This is a genomic window from Methylobacterium sp. PvR107 (assembly GCF_017833295.1).
Lineage (GTDB): Bacteria > Pseudomonadota > Alphaproteobacteria > Rhizobiales > Beijerinckiaceae > Methylobacterium.
Window position 1 is genome coordinate 2,479,095 of sequence record NZ_JAFIBW010000001.1, and the last position, 15,637, is coordinate 2,494,731.

The following is a 15,637-nucleotide window of genomic DNA, read 5'->3' on the forward strand; positions in this document are numbered from 1 at the left end:
CGTCTCCTCACTCGGCCGCGGCCGGCAAATCGCTGGCGCGCCTGAAATCCTCGGGGAAATGGGTGAGCGCGCTCATCACGGGCATCGGCGTGAGCCCGCCCATGGCGCAGAGCGACCCATCGGTCATGACCTCGCAGAGGTCCTCGACCAGCTTCAGGTTCGCCTCCGGCCGGATACCGGCGATCACCTTGTCCATGGTCTCGACGCCGCGGGTGGCGCCGATCCGGCAGGGCGTGCACTTCCCGCACGACTCGGTGGCGCAGAACTCGAAGGCGAAGCGGGCCTGGGCGGCCATGTCGACGGTGTCGTCGAACACCACGATGCCGCCGTGGCCGACGAGGCCCTTCTTGGCCGCCATCGCCTCGTAGTCGAGGGGCGTGTCGAGGAGATGATCGGGGAAGTAGGCCCCGAGCGGCCCGCCGACCTGCACGGCCCGCACCGGCCTCCCGGAGCGGGTGCCGCCGCCGAAATCCTCGATCACCTGACGCAGGGTGATGCCGAAGGCCATCTCGATCAGGCCGCCGTGCTTGACGTTGCCGGCGAGCTGGATCGGCAGGGTGCCGAGCGAGCGGCCCATGCCGTAATCGGCGTAGGCCCTGGCGCCGTTCTCCAGGATCCACGGCACGGCCGTGAAGGTCATGACGTTGTTGACGAGCGTCGGCTTGCCGAGGAACCCCTTGAGCGCCGGGATCGGCGGCTTGGCCCGCACGATGCCGCGCTTGCCCTCCAGGCTCTCCAGCAGCGAGGTCTCCTCGCCGCAGATATAGGCGCCGGCGCCGAGGCGCACTTCCAGGTGGAAGCTTTTGCCCGAGCCCAGGATGTTGTCGCCGAGCACGCCGGCCGTCACGCCGTTGGCGATCGCCTCCTTCAGGGTCGCGAAGGCCTGCGGGTACTCGGAGCGCAGGTAGATGTAGCCGCGGGTGGCGCCGGTCGCCATGCCTGCGATGGTCATGCCCTCGATGAGGTTGAAGGGGTCGCCCTCCATCATCATCCGGTCGGCGAAGGTGCCGGAATCGCCCTCGTCGGCGTTGCAGACCACGTATTTCTGGTCCGCCTTGGCGAGCATCACGGTGTTCCACTTGATGCCGGCCGGGAAGCCGGCGCCGCCCCGACCGCGCAGGCCGGAATCGCGCACTGCCGCGACGATGCCCTCGGCATCGAGCCTGAGGGCGGCCTCGAGGCCGCGATAGCCTCCATGGGTTCGGTAATCGTCGACGGAGACAGGATCGACCACGCCGCAGCGGTGGAAAGTCAGGCGCTGCTGCCGGGCGAGGTAGGGGATTTTTTCAGGATCGCCGAGTCGCAACGGGTGATCGCCGCCGGTGGCGAGGCCGGCATCCAGCAGGGCGTCGACGTCCTTGACCGTCACCGGCCCGTAGGCGACGCGCCCCTCGGGCGTGCCGACCTCGACCATCGGCTCCAGCCAGAACAGGCCACGGGAGCCGGTGCGGACGATGGTGACGTCGAGGCCGCGGCGCTCGGCGCTGGCGAACAGGGCGCGGGCGACCTTGTTGGCGCCGAGACCGAGGGCGACGGCGTCGCGCGGAACGTAGAGCGTGACGCTCACTGGCGCACCTCCGCCAGGGCAGCTTCGAGGGCGTCGGCGGTCAGGTGCGCGACCGGCTCTCCATCGACCAGCGCGGCGGGGCCGTTGGCGCAGAGGCCGAGGCAGTAGACCGGCTCGACCGTGGCGCCGCCGTCGGCGGTGGTCTCGTGCCAGCCGCAGCCGAGGCGGCCGAGGATCTCGCGATGGAGCTCGTCGGAGCCCATGGCCTGGCAGGCCTCGGCCCGGCACAGCTTGACCTCGTGGCGGCCGGCGGGGTGAGCACGGAAGTCATGGTAGAAGGTGATGCAGCCGTGAACCTCGGCACGCGACAGGTTCAGCGCATCCGCGATCAGCGGCACGGCGCCGGAATCCACGTAGCCGAAGGTTTCCTGCAACGCGTGCAGGATCGGCAATGTGGCCCCTTCGAGATGCGTGTGTCCGGCGATGATCCCGGTGGCGCGTTCCGCGCTCCAGGGCTCGTGACGCGCCATGGTTCCCAGCCCAGTCTGTTCCCGTTCTAATGGAAAGAGGAACAGAAATGCCGAATGGCTTCAATCGCGCAGTCCGGTCGCTCGACAAAGGATGTCTGTCGCCCTGTAACTCGCCGCTGGCTGCGATAGGCACGTTCCATTAAAGCGTTGATGCGGGAAAGTTTTTCAGATCTTCCCGGCGTTCAGAATGTCTTGCGTGCGCCGCACCATAGATTTGTGCCCTGCAAGAAATTGCATCCCGCCCTGTCGAGGCCTGACCGTGCGGGCTGCGCTCGCCGTCTTTGCGAACGGAGCGACGCAACCGCGGGTCGCGCAACCTCGGCAAGCTTGGCGTTGCTGGATCGCTTCGCTCCACTCGCAAGGACGGAGGCGCATTCCGAGACCGAGACCGAGACCGAGACCGGGGCCACGGCCGCGTCAGAACTCCATTTCCAGTTCCTCGATCTCATCCGGCTCGTCGGCCGCAGCTTCGGCCCACTCGACCATCAGCGGCCAGTGCAGGATCGTGTCGCGGTAGGCGGCAGCGCGGGGCGGCAGCGCGACGTCGTAGGTGCGAAAGCGCGTGCAGACCGGCGCATACATGGCATCCGCCAAGCAGGGGCGATCACCGAACAGGAACGGTCCGGCGTAGCGGTCCAGGCAATCGTCGAAGATTGTGACGATGCGCTCGATATCGGCCTTCGCGCCGTTGAACACCCGAAAATCAGGATGGAAGGCGCGCAGGTTCATCGGCAGGGCCGAGCGCAAATTGACGAAGCCGGAATGCATCTCGCCGGAGATGGACCGGCAATGGGCGCGCTCCGCCACGTTGCCGGGCAGGAAGCCCGCCTCCGGGAATGTCTCGGCAAGATACTCGGCAATGGCCAGCGTGTCCCAGACGACCACGTCGCCGTGGCGCAGGCGCGGCACCAGGAAGGACGGCGACAGGTGCAGCAGCTCGGCCCGGCTGGTGGCGTCCGCGCCCGACAGGACCTCGGTCTCGAAGTCGAGACCCGCCATACGACAGATCAGCCAGCCTCGCAGGGACCAGGAGGAATAGTTGCGGCTCGAGATGGTGAGCGTAGCGGCCGTCATCGTCCAACCCCGGGCGCGTCGCCGATCATGCGGTCTGCGGTGCCCGATCCAAGACTCGTGCCGGATGAAGCGGGCGAATCACCATCCCGCCCGATTCTACTCCCGTCGCAGCAGCGCCGCGACCTCCGCCTCCTCGGAGGCCGACAGGTTCCGGACCGGCGCCGCCGGCCGACGGCGCGCGAGGCGCCAGATACCGAACCCGCCGAACAGCACTGCCAGCACCGGGGTCAGCCACAGCAGAAGGGTGTGCAACGCGAAGACCGGGCGCAGCAGCACGAACTCGCCGTAGCGGGCCACGACGTAGTCGCGTACCGCCGTGTCGCTATCGCCCTTCTCCAGCCGCTCGCGGACGATCAGGCGCAGGTCCTTGGCGAGCGGCGCATCGGAATCGTCGATCGACTGGTTCTGGCAGACCAGGCAGCGCAGCTCGGCCGAGATCTCCCGAGCGCGGTGCTCCAGCGCCGGATCCTTCAGCACTTCGTCAGGCTGGACGGCCTGGGCGGGGGCTGCGAGCGCGGCGAGCAGAAGGAACGCGACGCCGACGCGGACGCGCCCCTGCCCTACCCCCTGTGCGGGGGAGGGTACCCTGCGCAGCAGGGAGGACGAGGGGCAGCGCGACGCGACGGGTTTCGGCATCCGGCGCGACATATCCGGAACCGTCGCGCCCTTCTCCCGACCCTCCCCCGGAGAGGGGTGAGGGAGAGTTGCGGAAGCCTTCATCTCCGTCGTCACTCGGCCGGCACCGCGGCCGGGAGCGGCCGCGCCTTCGCCTTGGCGGGGACGCCGACGCGCATCCGTCGATCGGTGAGCGAGAGACCGCCGCCCACGGCCATGACCACGGCTCCCAGCCAGATCAGCAGCACCAGCGGCTTGTAGTACAGCCGCAGGCCGACACCGCCGTCCTGGCTCATCTCGCCGAGGCTGGCATAGACCTGACTGGCACCGATCGTCAGCAGCCCGGATTCCGTCACCGCCATCTTGCGGCTCGGGTAGAAGCGCTTGCCGGTATCCACGTGCCCGACCTCGTCGCCGGAGCGGGTCCGGATCGTCAGGCTGGCGGCGGCCTCCTCGTAGTTGGGACCCTGGCGGGGGCCGACGCTGTCGAGGGTCGCCACGTAGGGCCCGGTTGCCAGGCTCTGGCCGGGCTTGAGGGTCGCCAGCCCCTCGGTGGCCCAGCCCTGGGCGGCGATGCCCAGCACCACGACGCCGACGCCGGCATGGGCGAGCGCGGTGCCCCAGGCCGAGCGCGGCAGGCCGACGGCGCGGCGCCCGATCTGACCGAGCGAGCGCGCCCGGCTGGCGCCGTAGCCGCGGGCCCGCGACACGACCTCCAGCGCGGAGCCGATCAACAGGTAGGCACCGAGCCCGATCCCGACCGGCGCCATGACCGGGCCTCCCCAGGTCAGGGCCAGCACCGCGAAGCCGACGACCAGGGCCACCGCGAGCGCGGCGAACAGGCGCTGGGCCGCGGCGAGCACGTCGCCGCGCTTCCAGGCGAGCGCCTGCCCGAAGGGCACGATCAGCAGGAGCGGGATCGCGAGCGGGACGAAGGTGGAATTGAAGAAGGGCGGCCCAACCGTGATCTTCTCGCCGGTCAGCATCTCCAGCAGCAGCGGGTACAGGGTGCCGACCAGCACGGTGGCGCAGGCGGCCACCAGGAAGAGGTTGTTGAGGACGAGCGAGCCCTCGCGGGAAATCGGCGCGAACAGGCCGCCCTGCCGCAGCAGCGGCGCCCGCCACGCGAACAGCGTCAGCGAGCCGCCGATGAACAGCACCAGGATCGCCAGGATGAACACGCCGCGGGTCGGATCGGTGGCGAAGGAATGCACCGAGGTGATCACGCCCGAGCGGACCAGGAAGGTCCCGATCAGCGAGAGCGAGAAGGTCAGGATGGCGAGCAGGACCGTCCAGACCTTCAGGGCGTCGCGCTTCTCCATCACCACGGTGGAGTGCAGCAGCGCAGTGCCGGCGATCCACGGCATCAGGGAGGCGTTCTCCACCGGATCCCAGAACCACCAGCCGCCCCAGCCGAGCTCGTAATAGGCCCAGTAGGAACCCATCGCGATGCCGAGGGTCAGGAAGCACCACGCGGTCAGCGTCCAGGGGCGCACCGCCCGCGCCCAGACAGCATCGATGCGCCCGTCGATCAGCGCGGCCACCGCGAAGGCGAAGCTGATCGAGAAGCCGACATAGCCGACGTAGAGGAGCGGCGGGTGGATCGCCAACCCGACATCCTGCAGCAGCGGGTTGAGGTCGTTGCCCTCGACCGGCGCCGGGATCACGCGGCTGAACGGGTTCGAGGTCGTGATGATGAACAGCAGGAAGACGAAGGTGATCAGCCCCTGCACGCCCAGCGTGCTGGCCCGCAGCCGCGGCGGCACGGAATTCTTCGCCACCGCCACGCAGGCGCCGAACAGGGTGAGGATCAGGACCCAGAGGAGCATCGAGCCCTCGTGGTTCCCCCAGACCCCGGAGATCTTGTAGATCAGCGGCTTCTGCGTGTGCGAGTTCTCGACGACGTTCTGGACCGAGAAGTCGGACGTCACATGCGCCCAGGTCAGGGCCGCGAAGGCGAAGAGCACGCAGGCGAAGGCGCCCAAAGCCGCCTGTGAGGCGGTCTGGCGCAGGGCCGGGTCACCGGTGCGTGCCGCCCAGATGGGCATCACCATCTGGACGAGGGAGATCGCGAGCGCGAGCGCGAGCGCGAAATGGCCGGTCTCAACGATCATGCCGGCTTCCTCACCGCTCGCTGCGGGGGCCGAGCGTCCCGTCGGCCGAGGCGGTCGCGGGCTTCGGGGCGGCCCCGCCCTTGTTCGAGCCGCCCTCCTGCCACCGCCCCTGCGCCTTCAGGGCGTCGGCGACCTCGCGGGGCATGTAGGATTCGTCGTGCTTGGCGAGCACCGTGTCGGCGCGGAACCGTCCGCCCGGCTCCAGGACACCCTCGGTGACCACGCCCTGTCCCTCGCGGAACAGGTCCGGCAGCAGGCCCTTGTACTGGACCTCGACGGTGGCATTGGTGTCGGTCACGGCGAAGTCCACGATCTGGTCCGGCCCGCGCTTCACCGAGCCGTCCTTCACGAGGCCGCCGAGACGCAGGCGGGTGCCGGGGGCGATGCCCTGCTGGGCGATGTCCGACGGCGAGCGGAAGAACACGATCGAGCCGCTCATCGCGTACAGGATCAGGCCCAGGGCGAGCGCCAGCACGCTGCCGCAGGCGGCGATCAGGATCAGGCGGCGTTTCTTACGCGTCACGATGCGTCCACCCCGCGATCCGGCGGGCGAGGATCCGCCCAGGTCCGAACCGTTCTCATTCTACGCTCCAGGGTGTCGGCTCCGCGCGGGCGCGGGTCAAGGGCAGGGGTCGAGACCGATTGTCGTACGGCCGACGCCGCCGCAGAGACCTCGCGACTTTGTGGCGTCGCGGATGGCGCCATCAGGGATTGGACTTGGCGGGCAAGTCGAGCTCCCGGGCGAGCCCGTCGAGCCGCGCCACCGCTTCGCTATTGGCAGCGAGCGCCATCCGGGCGCGGTTGAGGGCCTTCGTCGCCTGATCGCGCTCGCCGAGGACGCTGTAGGAGCGCACGAGGCGCAGCCACTCGTCCGGCGTGCCGCCCCGGGCGGCGAGGCGCCGGTCGAGGCTCTCGACCATGCCGCGGATGGCGGCGTCGCGCTCGGCCGGCGGCATGGCGCGCACGGTCGCCATCGCCGCCCCCGTCTCGGCCTGGGCGACCGGTCCGGACCCGGCGGGCGGCCCCGCGGATGCGCCGGCCTCCAAGCCGAGATCGCGGGCGCCCTGCTCCACCTGGGCAAGTCCCTGTGGATCGTTCGCCAAAGCGGCGCGGGCGCGGGCCAGGGCCGCGACGGCCTGGTCGCGGTCGCCCAGCACGGTCCGTGACCGGATCAGCCGCAGCCACTCGTCGGGCGTGCCGCCGCCGGCCTTCAGCCGGGCATCGAGGCCGTCGACCATGCCGCGGATCGCCGCCTGCTGCTCCGCCGGAACCTGGGGGGCCTCCTTGGGCACCGCCGCGGGCGGGAGCGGCTCACCCTTCAGGCGGGCGAGCGTCTGGCGAACCACCCCGAGCCAGGGGGCCTCCGGCGGGCTCGCGGCTTCGAGGGTCGTGAGCTGGCGGATCGCCTCGCCGGTATCGCCGGCCTGCTCGGCCGCCCGCGCCAGATAGAAGCGGGGCTTCGGGGCGTTGGGATCCTTGGTTTGCGCCTTTTCGAACAGTGCCTTGGCCTCGGGCGTGACGGTGCCGTCGCCCGCCGCCGTGAGGGCCTCGGCCTGGTCGGCGAGGAGGTCGGCGGTCTCGCCCTTCAGCCGGGCGATGTTCGCGTAGGCGCGGGCGGCATCGTCGAAGCGACCGGTGCGCATGTAGACCGGAGCCAGCACCGCCCAGCCACGGGTGTCGTTCGGGTCGCGGGCAAGGCGTGCCTCGATCTGGCCCACCGCCTTCATCAGCTCGTCGGTGCCGCCGCGGGCCGCCGCGCGGTCGGCGGCGGTCTGCGCCGGCAGCTCCGGCGAGCCGTAGAGGCCGTAGGCGATCAGCGCCACGAGGGGGATGGTGGAGAGCGCGAAGGCCGAGGCCGCCCGGCGGCGGCGGAGCCGCGGCTCGGCCGGGCGTGCCGCTTCGGCCACCCCGGCATCCTCGGCCTCGAGCTGCGACTCACGGCTCGCCCGCAGCAGGCGGCGTGCCGCCTCGGCCTTGGCCGACTCGGCCTCCTCCGGGGCAATCAAACCGCGCTCCAGGTCGCGTCCGATCTCGGCGATCTGGTCCTCGTAGAAGGCGGTCTCGGTGGCGATGGCGCTTCCGCCGGCTTCCCCGGTCGGCACGGAGGCGCGCCGCGACATCGGCCAGAGCAGGCCGAGCACGGCCGCCGCGGTCATGGCCGCCAGGATGAACCAGATCGCCGTCATCGAACCTTCGCCAGCAGGCCGGACCGGCCCGCCCCTCTCCACGCCATGTGGAGCGGACAGCGTGACGCTACGACGCCCCCCGGCGGCGGCACGGTGTCACGCAACTTCACCGCGATGACAAGGGCCGAGCGGGGACCACCCCTCGGCGTGTGCGCCGGCGACCCCGGTCAAAGCTTGTTGAACACGGCGATCCCGGCCACCGGAGCATCCGGCCCTCAATGTGCCGTCGCGCCCACCGGTGCGTCGCCCGGAACCTCCAGGACGGCCCGCAGGCCGCCCAAAGCCGCCTGCTCCAGCGTGAAGTGACCCCGGTACAGGGCGGCGAGATCGGCCACGATCGACAGGCCGAGGCCGGAGCCGGGCTTGGATTCGTCGAGCCGCCGGCCGCGGCCGAGCACAGCCTGGCGCGCCTCCGGCGGCAGGCCCGGTCCGTCATCCTCGATGGCGACGACGAGATGGGGATAATCGTCCTTGGCCACCGCCTCGGCCCGGATCGCGACCCGCCCGTGCGCCCATTTCGAGGCGTTGTCGACGAGGTTGCCGACCATCTCCTCGAAATCCTGGCGCTCGCCCCGAAAGCGGAGGCCCGGCGGCACGTGGACGTCGTAGGCGATGTCCTTGTCGCGATAGATCTTGCCGAAGGTGCGCACGAGGCCGGCCAAGGCCGGCTCGACCTCGGTCGAGGTGCCGAGCGTGCCGGCGAGCGCGGCGGCGCGGGCCCGGTCCAGATGGTAATTGACCTGGTCGCGCATCACCGCGGCCTGCTCGCGGATCTTCTGGGCGAGTTCCTCCGGGGCATCGGAGGCGCCGACCTCGTTGACGATGATCGAGAGCGGCGTCTTCAGGGCGTGGGCGAGGTTGCCGACTTGGGTGCGGGCGCGCTCCAGGATCTCGCGGTTGGTCTCGATCAGGAGGTTCACCTCGCCGGTGAGCGGCGCGATGTCGCGGGGATAGGTGCCGGTGATGCGGTCGGCCTCGCCCCGGCGGACGGCGCCCAGCGCGGCGCGCATCTTCTTGAGCGGCGCCAGGCCGAACCGGATCTGCAGCAGGGTGGTGATCGCCAGCGACAGGCCGAGCAGGCCGAAGGTGATGGTCAGGGAATTGCGGAACCGGTCGACGTCGTTGACGATCTCGTCGGCCGGGCCGGCGACCCGGACCGTGTAGCGGCCCTCCTCGCCGAGATCGACGTCGCGCTCCATGATGCGCAGGAGACGCCCGTCCTGCCCCTTTCCGTAGCCCTGGCGGATCTGACCGACCCCGACCTTGCCGTCCGAATCCGTCGCGGGCGGGAGCGGCACGCCGACGAGCGAGCGGGAGGTGCGCACGTCCCGCGGCTTCGCGTCGGGCTTGCCGACCTGCCAGTACCAGCCGGACAGCGGCAGGTCGAAGCGCGGGTCGCCGAGCGAGAAGGTGCGACTCTCGGGATCGTTGGGCGAGACGAGATCGGTGGCGAGATTGTTGGCGAAGACGAGCAGCCGGCTGTCGAACGACCGCTCGGTGTTCTCGCGGTAGAGGGTGGTGAGGATCCAGGCCGCAATGAGCAGGATCGCCGAGCTCGCCAGGAACGCCGACACGGCGAGCCGCACCGCGATGGAGCGGCGGCGCAGGGAGAAGAGGCCGATAAAGTCGATCATGGATGCGTCGGTCGCTCAGACGGGCGGTGGCGCATCGTAGAACACGGCGCCCCGCATCAGCGGGCGCGCCGTGCGGAAGAAGGCGCCGCGCTCGGCCCGCCAGCCATCGGCGTCGCGGGTCACGGCGGCGTCGGCGGTGAGGATGCCCGACGGCATCCCGACCCGCAGGGCGGCGTCGGTGGGCCGCGCGGCCTCGTGGACGAGGCTGCCCTCGATCCGGGCGGCCACCGCGAGGCACAGGGTGGCGGTGAGCGGCAGGGCCTGATGCGGCACGCCGTTGGAGATGACCCGGGCGGCCAGGTCGACATCGGCGGCGCGGATCGTGGCGCCGGAGAGGCTGCCGGACTCCTGCGGCGGGGCGACGAGGCCCACGAAGGGCACGTGGACGACGCGCCCCGCCGCGTCGAGGTCGGGCGCGATGCCCATCGCCACGGAGCCGGCTTGGCGGATCCGCGCCAGCCGGTCGAGGAGGCCCGGCACGGCCTCCAGGGCGGCGGGCAGCTCGGTGCCGGCGAGGCCGAGATCGGCGGCGCGGACGAACACGCAGGCATTGGCGGCATCGATCAGCGACGCCTCGATCGCGCCGAGACCCGGCACGTCGAGCCGCTGGCGGACCGCGCCGGTGGGCAGCAGCCGGCCGGTCGTGGCGCCGCCCGGATCCAGGAAGTCGAGCTGGATCGGAGCGCCGGTGCCGGTCACGCCGGGAATCGCGAGGTCGCCGCCATAGACCGCGCGGCCGCCCCGGACGGCGAAGCGCGCCTCGATCAGCTTGCGGGTGTTGGTGTTGTAGATCCGCAACCGCGCCGGGCCGTCAGCGAGGCGCACGAGTCCTTCGTCGACCGCGAACGGTCCCACGGCGGCGAGCATGTTGCCGCAATTGCCCGAGAGATCGATGCGGCCGTCGCGGACCACCACCTGCACGAAGGTGTAGTCGATATCGGCGTCCGGCCGCGCGGAGCGCTCGACCACGCAGATCTTCGACACCGACGAGACGCCGCCGCCCATGCCGTTGAGCTGCCGCCCGAACGGGTCGGGGCTGTCCATGGCGGAGAGGAAGACCGGCTCCCAGGCGGCGAGGTCACCCGGCACGTCCCGGCGGTGCAGCATCAGCGCCTTGCTGGTGCCGCCGCGCATGAACACGGCCGGCAGCGTGCCCGGCCCCGCCACGGCCGTCACACCCGCGCCGGCGGCTGGTTGGGATCCACGAGGTAGCCGAGGCCGCGCACGGTCTGGATCAGGTCGACCGCGAGCTTCTTGCGCAGGCGCCCGACGAATACCTCGATCGTGTTCGAGTCGCGGTCGAAATCCTGGTCGTAGAGGTGCTCGGTCAGCTCGGCCCGGGACACGACCCGGCCGGTATGGTGCATCAGGTAGGAGAGCAGCCGGTACTCGTGGCTCGTCAGCTTCACCTGGGCGCCGTCGACGAAGACCTTGCCGGAGCGCGTGTCGAGGGTCACCGGCCCACAGGCGATCTGGCTGGAGGCGTGCCCGGCGGCCCGGCGCAGGAGCGCGCGGACGCGCGCCATGAGCTCCTCCATATGGAAGGGCTTGGTGACGTAGTCGTCGGCCCCGGCATCGAACCCGTCGACCTTGTCGGACCAGCGGTCCCGGGCCGTGAGGATGATCACCGGGGTCTTCACCCCGGCCCGGCGCCACTTCTGCAGCACGGTGACGCCGTCCGCCTTGGGCAGGCCCATGTCGAGGATGATGGCATCGTAGGGCTCGCTCTCGCCGAGATAGCCGCCCTCCTCGCCATCATAGGCCTTGTCGGCGACGTAGCCGGCCTCCTCCAGCGCGGCGACCACCTGCCGGTTGATGTCCTTGTCATCCTCCACGACGAGCAGACGCACGGCTCACTCCATTTCACGATGGGTCGGGCGCCCGCTCAATATTGTCCCGCGACAGTGCCGGTGCGCGCATCGACAATCACGTGCACGAAATGCCCGTCCCGGCGCAAGGCGGTGAGCATGTAGACGAGCGTGTCTTCGTAACGGCACAGGCTCGCCCGCTGAATCTCGGCCCGGGGGATCACCGAGCGGGCCGCGCGGATCGCCGCCACGGGCGGGATCACCCGCCGCTCGCCGACCTCCTCGCGCATGTCGGCGGGCGACAGGCAGGCCTCGACCCGCAGGGGTGCCTGGCTGGAGACCGCGCCCGTCTGCGGGGCCGGCCCGTCGTCGGCCATGGAGCCGAGGCCGCCCGCGGCGAGGGCCGCGGCGGTCAGGCTGATGGCAACCAGGGCGATGGCGTAGCGCATTGGGACGAGATGTGGGCCGCGGGCACTGAATGCGCCCTGAATACGTGGCTGTTGTCGTCTCGCGTCGGAGCCGGCGGGCCAACCGGAAGACTCTGTTCTGTGCGTCAGGGTGGCGGGCGGCATCGTGCCGGCACTACGGCCCGCGGCCCGGCTCGGTTCCACCGCCGGCGCCGGTTCACACAGGCGATGCAGGACGGCTCAGGGAAACGTTCGCCCGGTGGCCTCCCGACATCCCCGGTCGGGCCGGTTCGAGGTCGGCCGCGAGCCGGGCGCTGCGGCCTGCGCGGTCAGGACGGCGCCGTCCGATGACCAGCCACGCAGCCCGACCTGCGCGCCCAGATCGAGCGCGATGGCCAAAGCCGCCGCCCCGGAGGCGGCCAGCCAGAGGCGGTCGAGGATTTGATCCCAGCACAGCCGGCGCATCTCACCCTCCCACCACGAGGTTCCAGAGTGACCGCAGGGCGGGGATCCGCTCCACGATCCAGGCGATCTGGTCCGAGAACCAGTGCGCCGCCGCGGCGGCGCCGAGGAAGGCCAGCATCGTCGCGTGCTTCAGCCGACTCAGATAGCGGCGCAGCGCCCGCCGCTCGACATGCGCGTCGACCATCTCGTCGAGCGCGGCGAGGCGCGGCTCGGTCTGGCGGGCGAACCAAGCGTGCCAGAAGGGCGGGAAGCGGATCGCCCGCATCCTCCCCCCGAGGGCGATGCCGGGGCCCGCCCCGTCCTGGGGAGACATGGCGGCGGGCTTGGAAGCAGGCTTGGCAACCCGGCGCGCAGGGGCGCGGAGATCGGTCATGGCAGGCGCGTCCTTTCCCGGCCGGCGCCGGGCGGGACCGCCCGGCGTGATCGTTCCGCCCGCGGGACGCGGCCTCAGCCCTGCCGCGCGGCCCCCTGCCGGCCGTCGTGCGCGCGCAGCTCGGCAAGCGCCGGGGCGAGCACGCTTGCGGCACTCGCCTGCGGGTCGAGCGGCAGGGCCCGGAAGATCCGGGCTGCGACCCCCTCCGCCCCGCCGGCCGACCGGACGACGCGGGCGGGCGCTGTGGCGAGCACGTGCCGGGCGCCGGCAGCGACCACCGCGGAGCCGAGATCGACGCTGACGGTCCGGCCCCTGGCGGCGCCGGCCACGGCGTTCTGGCCGAACTCGGCCCCCGCCCGGATCGCCGCTTCGACCCGGTCGCGGGTCAGAACCGAGGCGGCCCAGGGCGCCACCCGGGCGATGCCGGCGGTCACGGCCGCGGCGGCGAGCGGCACGAGGAAGGCCGAGACCGGCTGGAGCAGGCCGGTCAGCCAGTCGCCCCAGGGCAGGCTCACCCCCCGGGCAGACACCGCGCCGGCGGCGTGCGCCGGCGACAGCAGGGCGGCGAACGGGAGGGCCACGCAGGCAAGGGCCAGCGCCACACGGAAACGGTGCGTCATGGTCGATCTCCGAGGATTGATCGCGCGGCGGACCCGGCCGGCTCGGGAACGGGTGGAGGCTCAGCGCCGGCCGGGCGGCTTGCCCAGGGCGATCGGCGCGGCGGCAGCGCGCAGGGCGGCGAGCGCCCGGCGCGCCCAGGCGAGCCGGCTCGGCAGCGCGACGACGCCGGGGCGCTCAAAGCGGCGGCAGACCACCGCGGTGGCGGCTTCGAGGGTCGCGGCGGCGCGCAGGGCTTCGAGCGCGGCGGCCTCGGTGCCGCGCAGCTCCGCGCGGAGATAGCCGTAGCCGGCCTCCGGGTCGGCGGGATCGAGGCCGCGCGCCCGGCACCACGCCTCCATGGCCACCCGCCGCGGGCCGGTCCACTGGGCGAGCCCCCAGCCCCCGCGGGAGCCCGCCACCGCAGGCGCCATCTCCTGCAGCTGGCGGAAGCCGCCGCTCTCGTGGCCGAGATTGCCCAGAAGCCCCGCGGCCTGCAGGTCGGTCAGGCCGAGATCGCGCATGAGGCGGGGGCCCAGGCGGGCGCATTCGGTTGCGAAGAGGTCGCCCGGTGCCCGGGCCGTTCCGGTGGTCGGCATGGCTGTGCTCCGGTCGGTGGCGCCCGGGACGGCACCGGGCTATGGCGGCGGCAAGGGCGCGGCGCCGAGGGAGGACGCGTGGGAAGCCGACAGGACCGGCCGCTGGTGTTCATCGGCGACTCGATCACCGCCGCCTGGGGCGTCGTGCGGGCCGAGACCTTCGCGCGGCACGGCTTCGTGGCCCGGGGCGTCCCGGGCCAGACGAGCGGGCAGATCCGGGCGCGGTTCCTCCGGGACGCCGAAGGCGCGCGGGGGATCCACCTGCTCTGCGGGATCAACGACATCGCGGCGATCGGGGGCCCGGTCCCGGACCGGGAGATCGCCGCGAACATCCTGGCCATGGCCCGGCTGGCCTTCGAGGCCGGGCTGCCGCTCTGGATCGGCACCGTGATGCCGAGCGACTTCTGGGGCTGGCGTCGCGAGCTGCGGCCGGTGGCGCGCATCCGCGTCCTGAACGGGTGGCTGCGCACCCTCTGCGACGCGGGCGCGGCCAGCCTGATCGACTATCAGGCGCCGCTGGCCGACGCCTCAGGGGCGCTGGCCCGCGGATTCACCGAGGACGGCATCCACCTCAACGAAGCGGGCTACGCGGCGGTCGAGCCGGCGCTGCTCCGGGCGCTCGTTCCCGGGTGAGCCCGTTCGGGCACCGATATCGTCCCTGCGAGCGGAGCGCTCGAGCGTGGCCCGTCATTCCGGGGCGCCGAAGGCGAGCCCGGAATGACGGGGCACGAAACCGCTCAGGCTGCGCGGCGCGCGCCGGTCGCCAGGGGTGTCCCGTCGGCCCGCTGATAGTGCCACACACGCCAGCGGCCAGCGGCATCCGAGAGCGCGATGCACGTGTCGTCCGCGGCCGTCACGATGTCGGCCCGGGTCGGCAGAACCAGCGATTCCGCATCGTGCACCAGGGTCGCGCCGCCCGTGAAGCGCACGAACCGCTCGCGATCGGCCGCGGTGCCGAAGCGCGTGATCCGTCCCGCGTCGGTCACGAGCACCCGCCGCGTGCCGGTGCCGCCGAGATCGGTGGTGGCAGCGGCGGCTAGCGACGTCTCGGTGGAGGCGAAATCGATTCCGCCGGTCCTGGCCGAGGCGGTGAGCGCGGTGGCGAAGGCGGCGCCGTCGGGTGAGACCTTCAGGGAAACATCGTCGCTCCCCAGTAGCCCGAGCAGCGCACGCGCCGCGTAGCCGGTCTCGAGGACCAGGGCGGCGTCGCGGGTCGCGTCCCGCTTGTTCACGAAGATCCGCATGTCGCCGCTGCCCGGCGTCGCATCGTCCCAGGTCAGCAGCGCCGCGTCCGCCTTGACGGCGAGGCGGTTGGTCGCGTCGGCACCCGTGTTGATCCCGAGGCGGCTGATGCTCTGGACGGCCGTGAGGGTGCGGCGGAAGCTCGTCCAGGCGGCGCCGTCGAACACGTAGAGGTCGGCCTCGTCGATCAGGTAGGCGAGCCAGCCGGCCCGGGGCGCCGCACCAGTCCAGACGCCGTCGGCGTAGCGCACCATCTGGCCCGCGAGGCCCGCCCAGGCGCCGCCGGGATCGGCCGCGGCCACGAGGTAGCGGTCGCCCTCCGCGGGGCCCGGCGGCGGCGCGATCAGGTCCTTGTCGAGGCAGGCGAGCTGCGCGAGCGCGTCGATCAGGCCGAGCGCCTCGTTGTGGGTGACGTGCTTCTGGGCCTGGCTCGCGGCGATCAGCGGCAGGCCGAGATGGGGCGTGGTGTCGGACATGGCGGGCTCC

At 71.9% G+C, this 15,637-nt stretch carries 17 protein-coding genes; 1 reads left to right on the forward strand and 16 read right to left on the reverse strand.

What is annotated here, in order from left to right:
- Positions 1-7 precede the first annotated feature (7 nt).
- The 15 genes from JOE48_RS11565 to JOE48_RS11635 form a co-directional block, all read right to left on the reverse strand.
- A complete protein-coding gene (locus JOE48_RS11565) occupies positions 8-1,567 on the reverse strand; it encodes a formate dehydrogenase beta subunit (RefSeq protein ID WP_210029913.1) in 1,560 nt (519 codons plus the stop codon).
- Positions 1,564-2,037: a formate dehydrogenase subunit gamma gene (locus tag JOE48_RS11570; protein WP_210029915.1), complete on the reverse strand. Its 474-nt coding sequence runs from the start codon at positions 2,035-2,037 to the stop codon at positions 1,564-1,566. The genes JOE48_RS11565 and JOE48_RS11570 overlap by 4 nt, the downstream gene beginning before the upstream one ends.
- Before the next feature lie 417 nt (positions 2,038-2,454).
- Complete coding sequence (locus tag JOE48_RS11575) at positions 2,455-3,111, reverse strand: glutathione S-transferase family protein (RefSeq protein ID WP_210029917.1); 657 nt, start codon at positions 3,109-3,111, stop codon at positions 2,455-2,457.
- A gap of 96 nt (positions 3,112-3,207) precedes the next feature.
- The gene (locus JOE48_RS11580) at positions 3,208-3,747 is read right to left on the reverse strand and encodes a cytochrome c-type biogenesis protein (RefSeq protein ID WP_245252800.1); all 540 of its coding nucleotides are present in this window, start codon (positions 3,745-3,747) and stop codon (positions 3,208-3,210) included.
- A 92-nt stretch (positions 3,748-3,839) separates the two neighbouring features.
- Positions 3,840-5,840 (reverse strand): heme lyase CcmF/NrfE family subunit, encoded by a 2,001-nt coding sequence (locus JOE48_RS11585; RefSeq protein WP_210029919.1) that lies wholly within the window; start codon positions 5,838-5,840, stop codon positions 3,840-3,842.
- Between the two features lie 10 nt (positions 5,841-5,850).
- Positions 5,851-6,363 carry a cytochrome c maturation protein CcmE gene (gene ccmE, locus JOE48_RS11590; RefSeq protein ID WP_210029921.1) on the reverse strand — a complete coding sequence of 171 codons (513 nt, stop codon included), beginning with the start codon at positions 6,361-6,363 and terminating at the stop codon, positions 5,851-5,853.
- Between the two features lie 181 nt (positions 6,364-6,544).
- Complete coding sequence (ccmI, locus tag JOE48_RS11595; RefSeq protein WP_210029923.1) at positions 6,545-8,026, reverse strand: c-type cytochrome biogenesis protein CcmI; 1,482 nt, start codon at positions 8,024-8,026, stop codon at positions 6,545-6,547.
- A gap of 215 nt (positions 8,027-8,241) precedes the next feature.
- Positions 8,242-9,660: a sensor histidine kinase gene (locus tag JOE48_RS11600; RefSeq protein WP_210029925.1), complete on the reverse strand. Its 1,419-nt coding sequence runs from the start codon at positions 9,658-9,660 to the stop codon at positions 8,242-8,244.
- A 15-nt stretch (positions 9,661-9,675) separates the two neighbouring features.
- Entirely contained in the window at positions 9,676-10,827 is a 1,152-nt protein-coding gene (locus JOE48_RS11605; RefSeq protein ID WP_409518632.1) for a 2-methylaconitate cis-trans isomerase PrpF family protein, read from the reverse strand.
- A 5-nt stretch (positions 10,828-10,832) separates the two neighbouring features.
- Positions 10,833-11,510, reverse strand: a complete 678-nt coding sequence (locus JOE48_RS11610) for a response regulator transcription factor (protein ID WP_091717324.1) — start codon at positions 11,508-11,510, stop codon at positions 10,833-10,835.
- 35 nt (positions 11,511-11,545) lie between these two features.
- Positions 11,546-11,917 (reverse strand): PepSY domain-containing protein, encoded by a 372-nt coding sequence (locus tag JOE48_RS11615; RefSeq protein ID WP_210029929.1) that lies wholly within the window; start codon positions 11,915-11,917, stop codon positions 11,546-11,548.
- 198 nt (positions 11,918-12,115) lie between these two features.
- Positions 12,116-12,340, reverse strand: coding sequence for a hypothetical protein (locus JOE48_RS11620; RefSeq protein WP_210029931.1), 225 nt, complete (start codon positions 12,338-12,340; stop codon positions 12,116-12,118).
- 1 nt (position 12,341) lies between these two features.
- Entirely contained in the window at positions 12,342-12,713 is a 372-nt protein-coding gene (locus JOE48_RS11625; RefSeq protein WP_210029933.1) for a hypothetical protein, read from the reverse strand.
- 74 nt (positions 12,714-12,787) lie between these two features.
- On the reverse strand, positions 12,788-13,333 hold the full coding sequence (locus JOE48_RS11630; protein ID WP_210029934.1) for a hypothetical protein: 546 nt from the start codon (positions 13,331-13,333) through the stop codon (positions 12,788-12,790).
- Between the two features lie 60 nt (positions 13,334-13,393).
- Positions 13,394-13,909 (reverse strand): phage tail tip lysozyme, encoded by a 516-nt coding sequence (locus tag JOE48_RS11635; protein WP_210029935.1) that lies wholly within the window; start codon positions 13,907-13,909, stop codon positions 13,394-13,396.
- 78 nt (positions 13,910-13,987) lie between these two features.
- On the opposite strand from JOE48_RS11635, the gene JOE48_RS11640 reads away from it, so the two are divergent.
- Positions 13,988-14,542, forward strand: coding sequence for a GDSL-type esterase/lipase family protein (locus JOE48_RS11640; RefSeq protein WP_312893172.1), 555 nt, complete (start codon positions 13,988-13,990; stop codon positions 14,540-14,542).
- Positions 14,543-14,646: 104 nt separating this feature from the next.
- Here JOE48_RS11640 and JOE48_RS11645 read toward each other — a convergent pair whose 3' ends face one another.
- Positions 14,647-15,627, reverse strand: coding sequence for a DUF2793 domain-containing protein (locus JOE48_RS11645; protein WP_210029936.1), 981 nt, complete (start codon positions 15,625-15,627; stop codon positions 14,647-14,649).
- Positions 15,628-15,637: the final 10 nt, after the last annotated feature.

Coding starts and splice junctions, on each gene's coding strand:
- JOE48_RS11575 (WP_210029917.1), bottom strand. CDS start 3,111: ATGACGGCCGCTACGCTCACCATCTCGAGCCGCAACTATTCCTCCTGG.
- JOE48_RS11615 (WP_210029929.1), bottom strand. CDS start 11,917: ATGCGCTACGCCATCGCCCTGGTTGCCATCAGCCTGACCGCCGCGGCC.
- ccmI (WP_210029923.1), bottom strand. CDS start 8,026: ATGACGGCGATCTGGTTCATCCTGGCGGCCATGACCGCGGCGGCCGTG.
- JOE48_RS11620 (WP_210029931.1), bottom strand. CDS start 12,340: ATGCGCCGGCTGTGCTGGGATCAAATCCTCGACCGCCTCTGGCTGGCC.
- JOE48_RS11625 (WP_210029933.1), bottom strand. CDS start 12,713: ATGACCGATCTCCGCGCCCCTGCGCGCCGGGTTGCCAAGCCTGCTTCC.
- JOE48_RS11570 (WP_210029915.1), bottom strand. CDS start 2,037: ATGGCGCGTCACGAGCCCTGGAGCGCGGAACGCGCCACCGGGATCATC.
- JOE48_RS11635 (WP_210029935.1), bottom strand. CDS start 13,909: ATGCCGACCACCGGAACGGCCCGGGCACCGGGCGACCTCTTCGCAACC.
- JOE48_RS11600 (WP_210029925.1), bottom strand. CDS start 9,660: ATGATCGACTTTATCGGCCTCTTCTCCCTGCGCCGCCGCTCCATCGCG.
- JOE48_RS11630 (WP_210029934.1), bottom strand. CDS start 13,333: ATGACGCACCGTTTCCGTGTGGCGCTGGCCCTTGCCTGCGTGGCCCTC.
- JOE48_RS11585 (WP_210029919.1), bottom strand. CDS start 5,840: ATGATCGTTGAGACCGGCCATTTCGCGCTCGCGCTCGCGCTCGCGATC.
- JOE48_RS11645 (WP_210029936.1), bottom strand. CDS start 15,627: ATGTCCGACACCACGCCCCATCTCGGCCTGCCGCTGATCGCCGCGAGC.
- JOE48_RS11580 (WP_245252800.1), bottom strand. CDS start 3,747: ATGCCGAAACCCGTCGCGTCGCGCTGCCCCTCGTCCTCCCTGCTGCGC.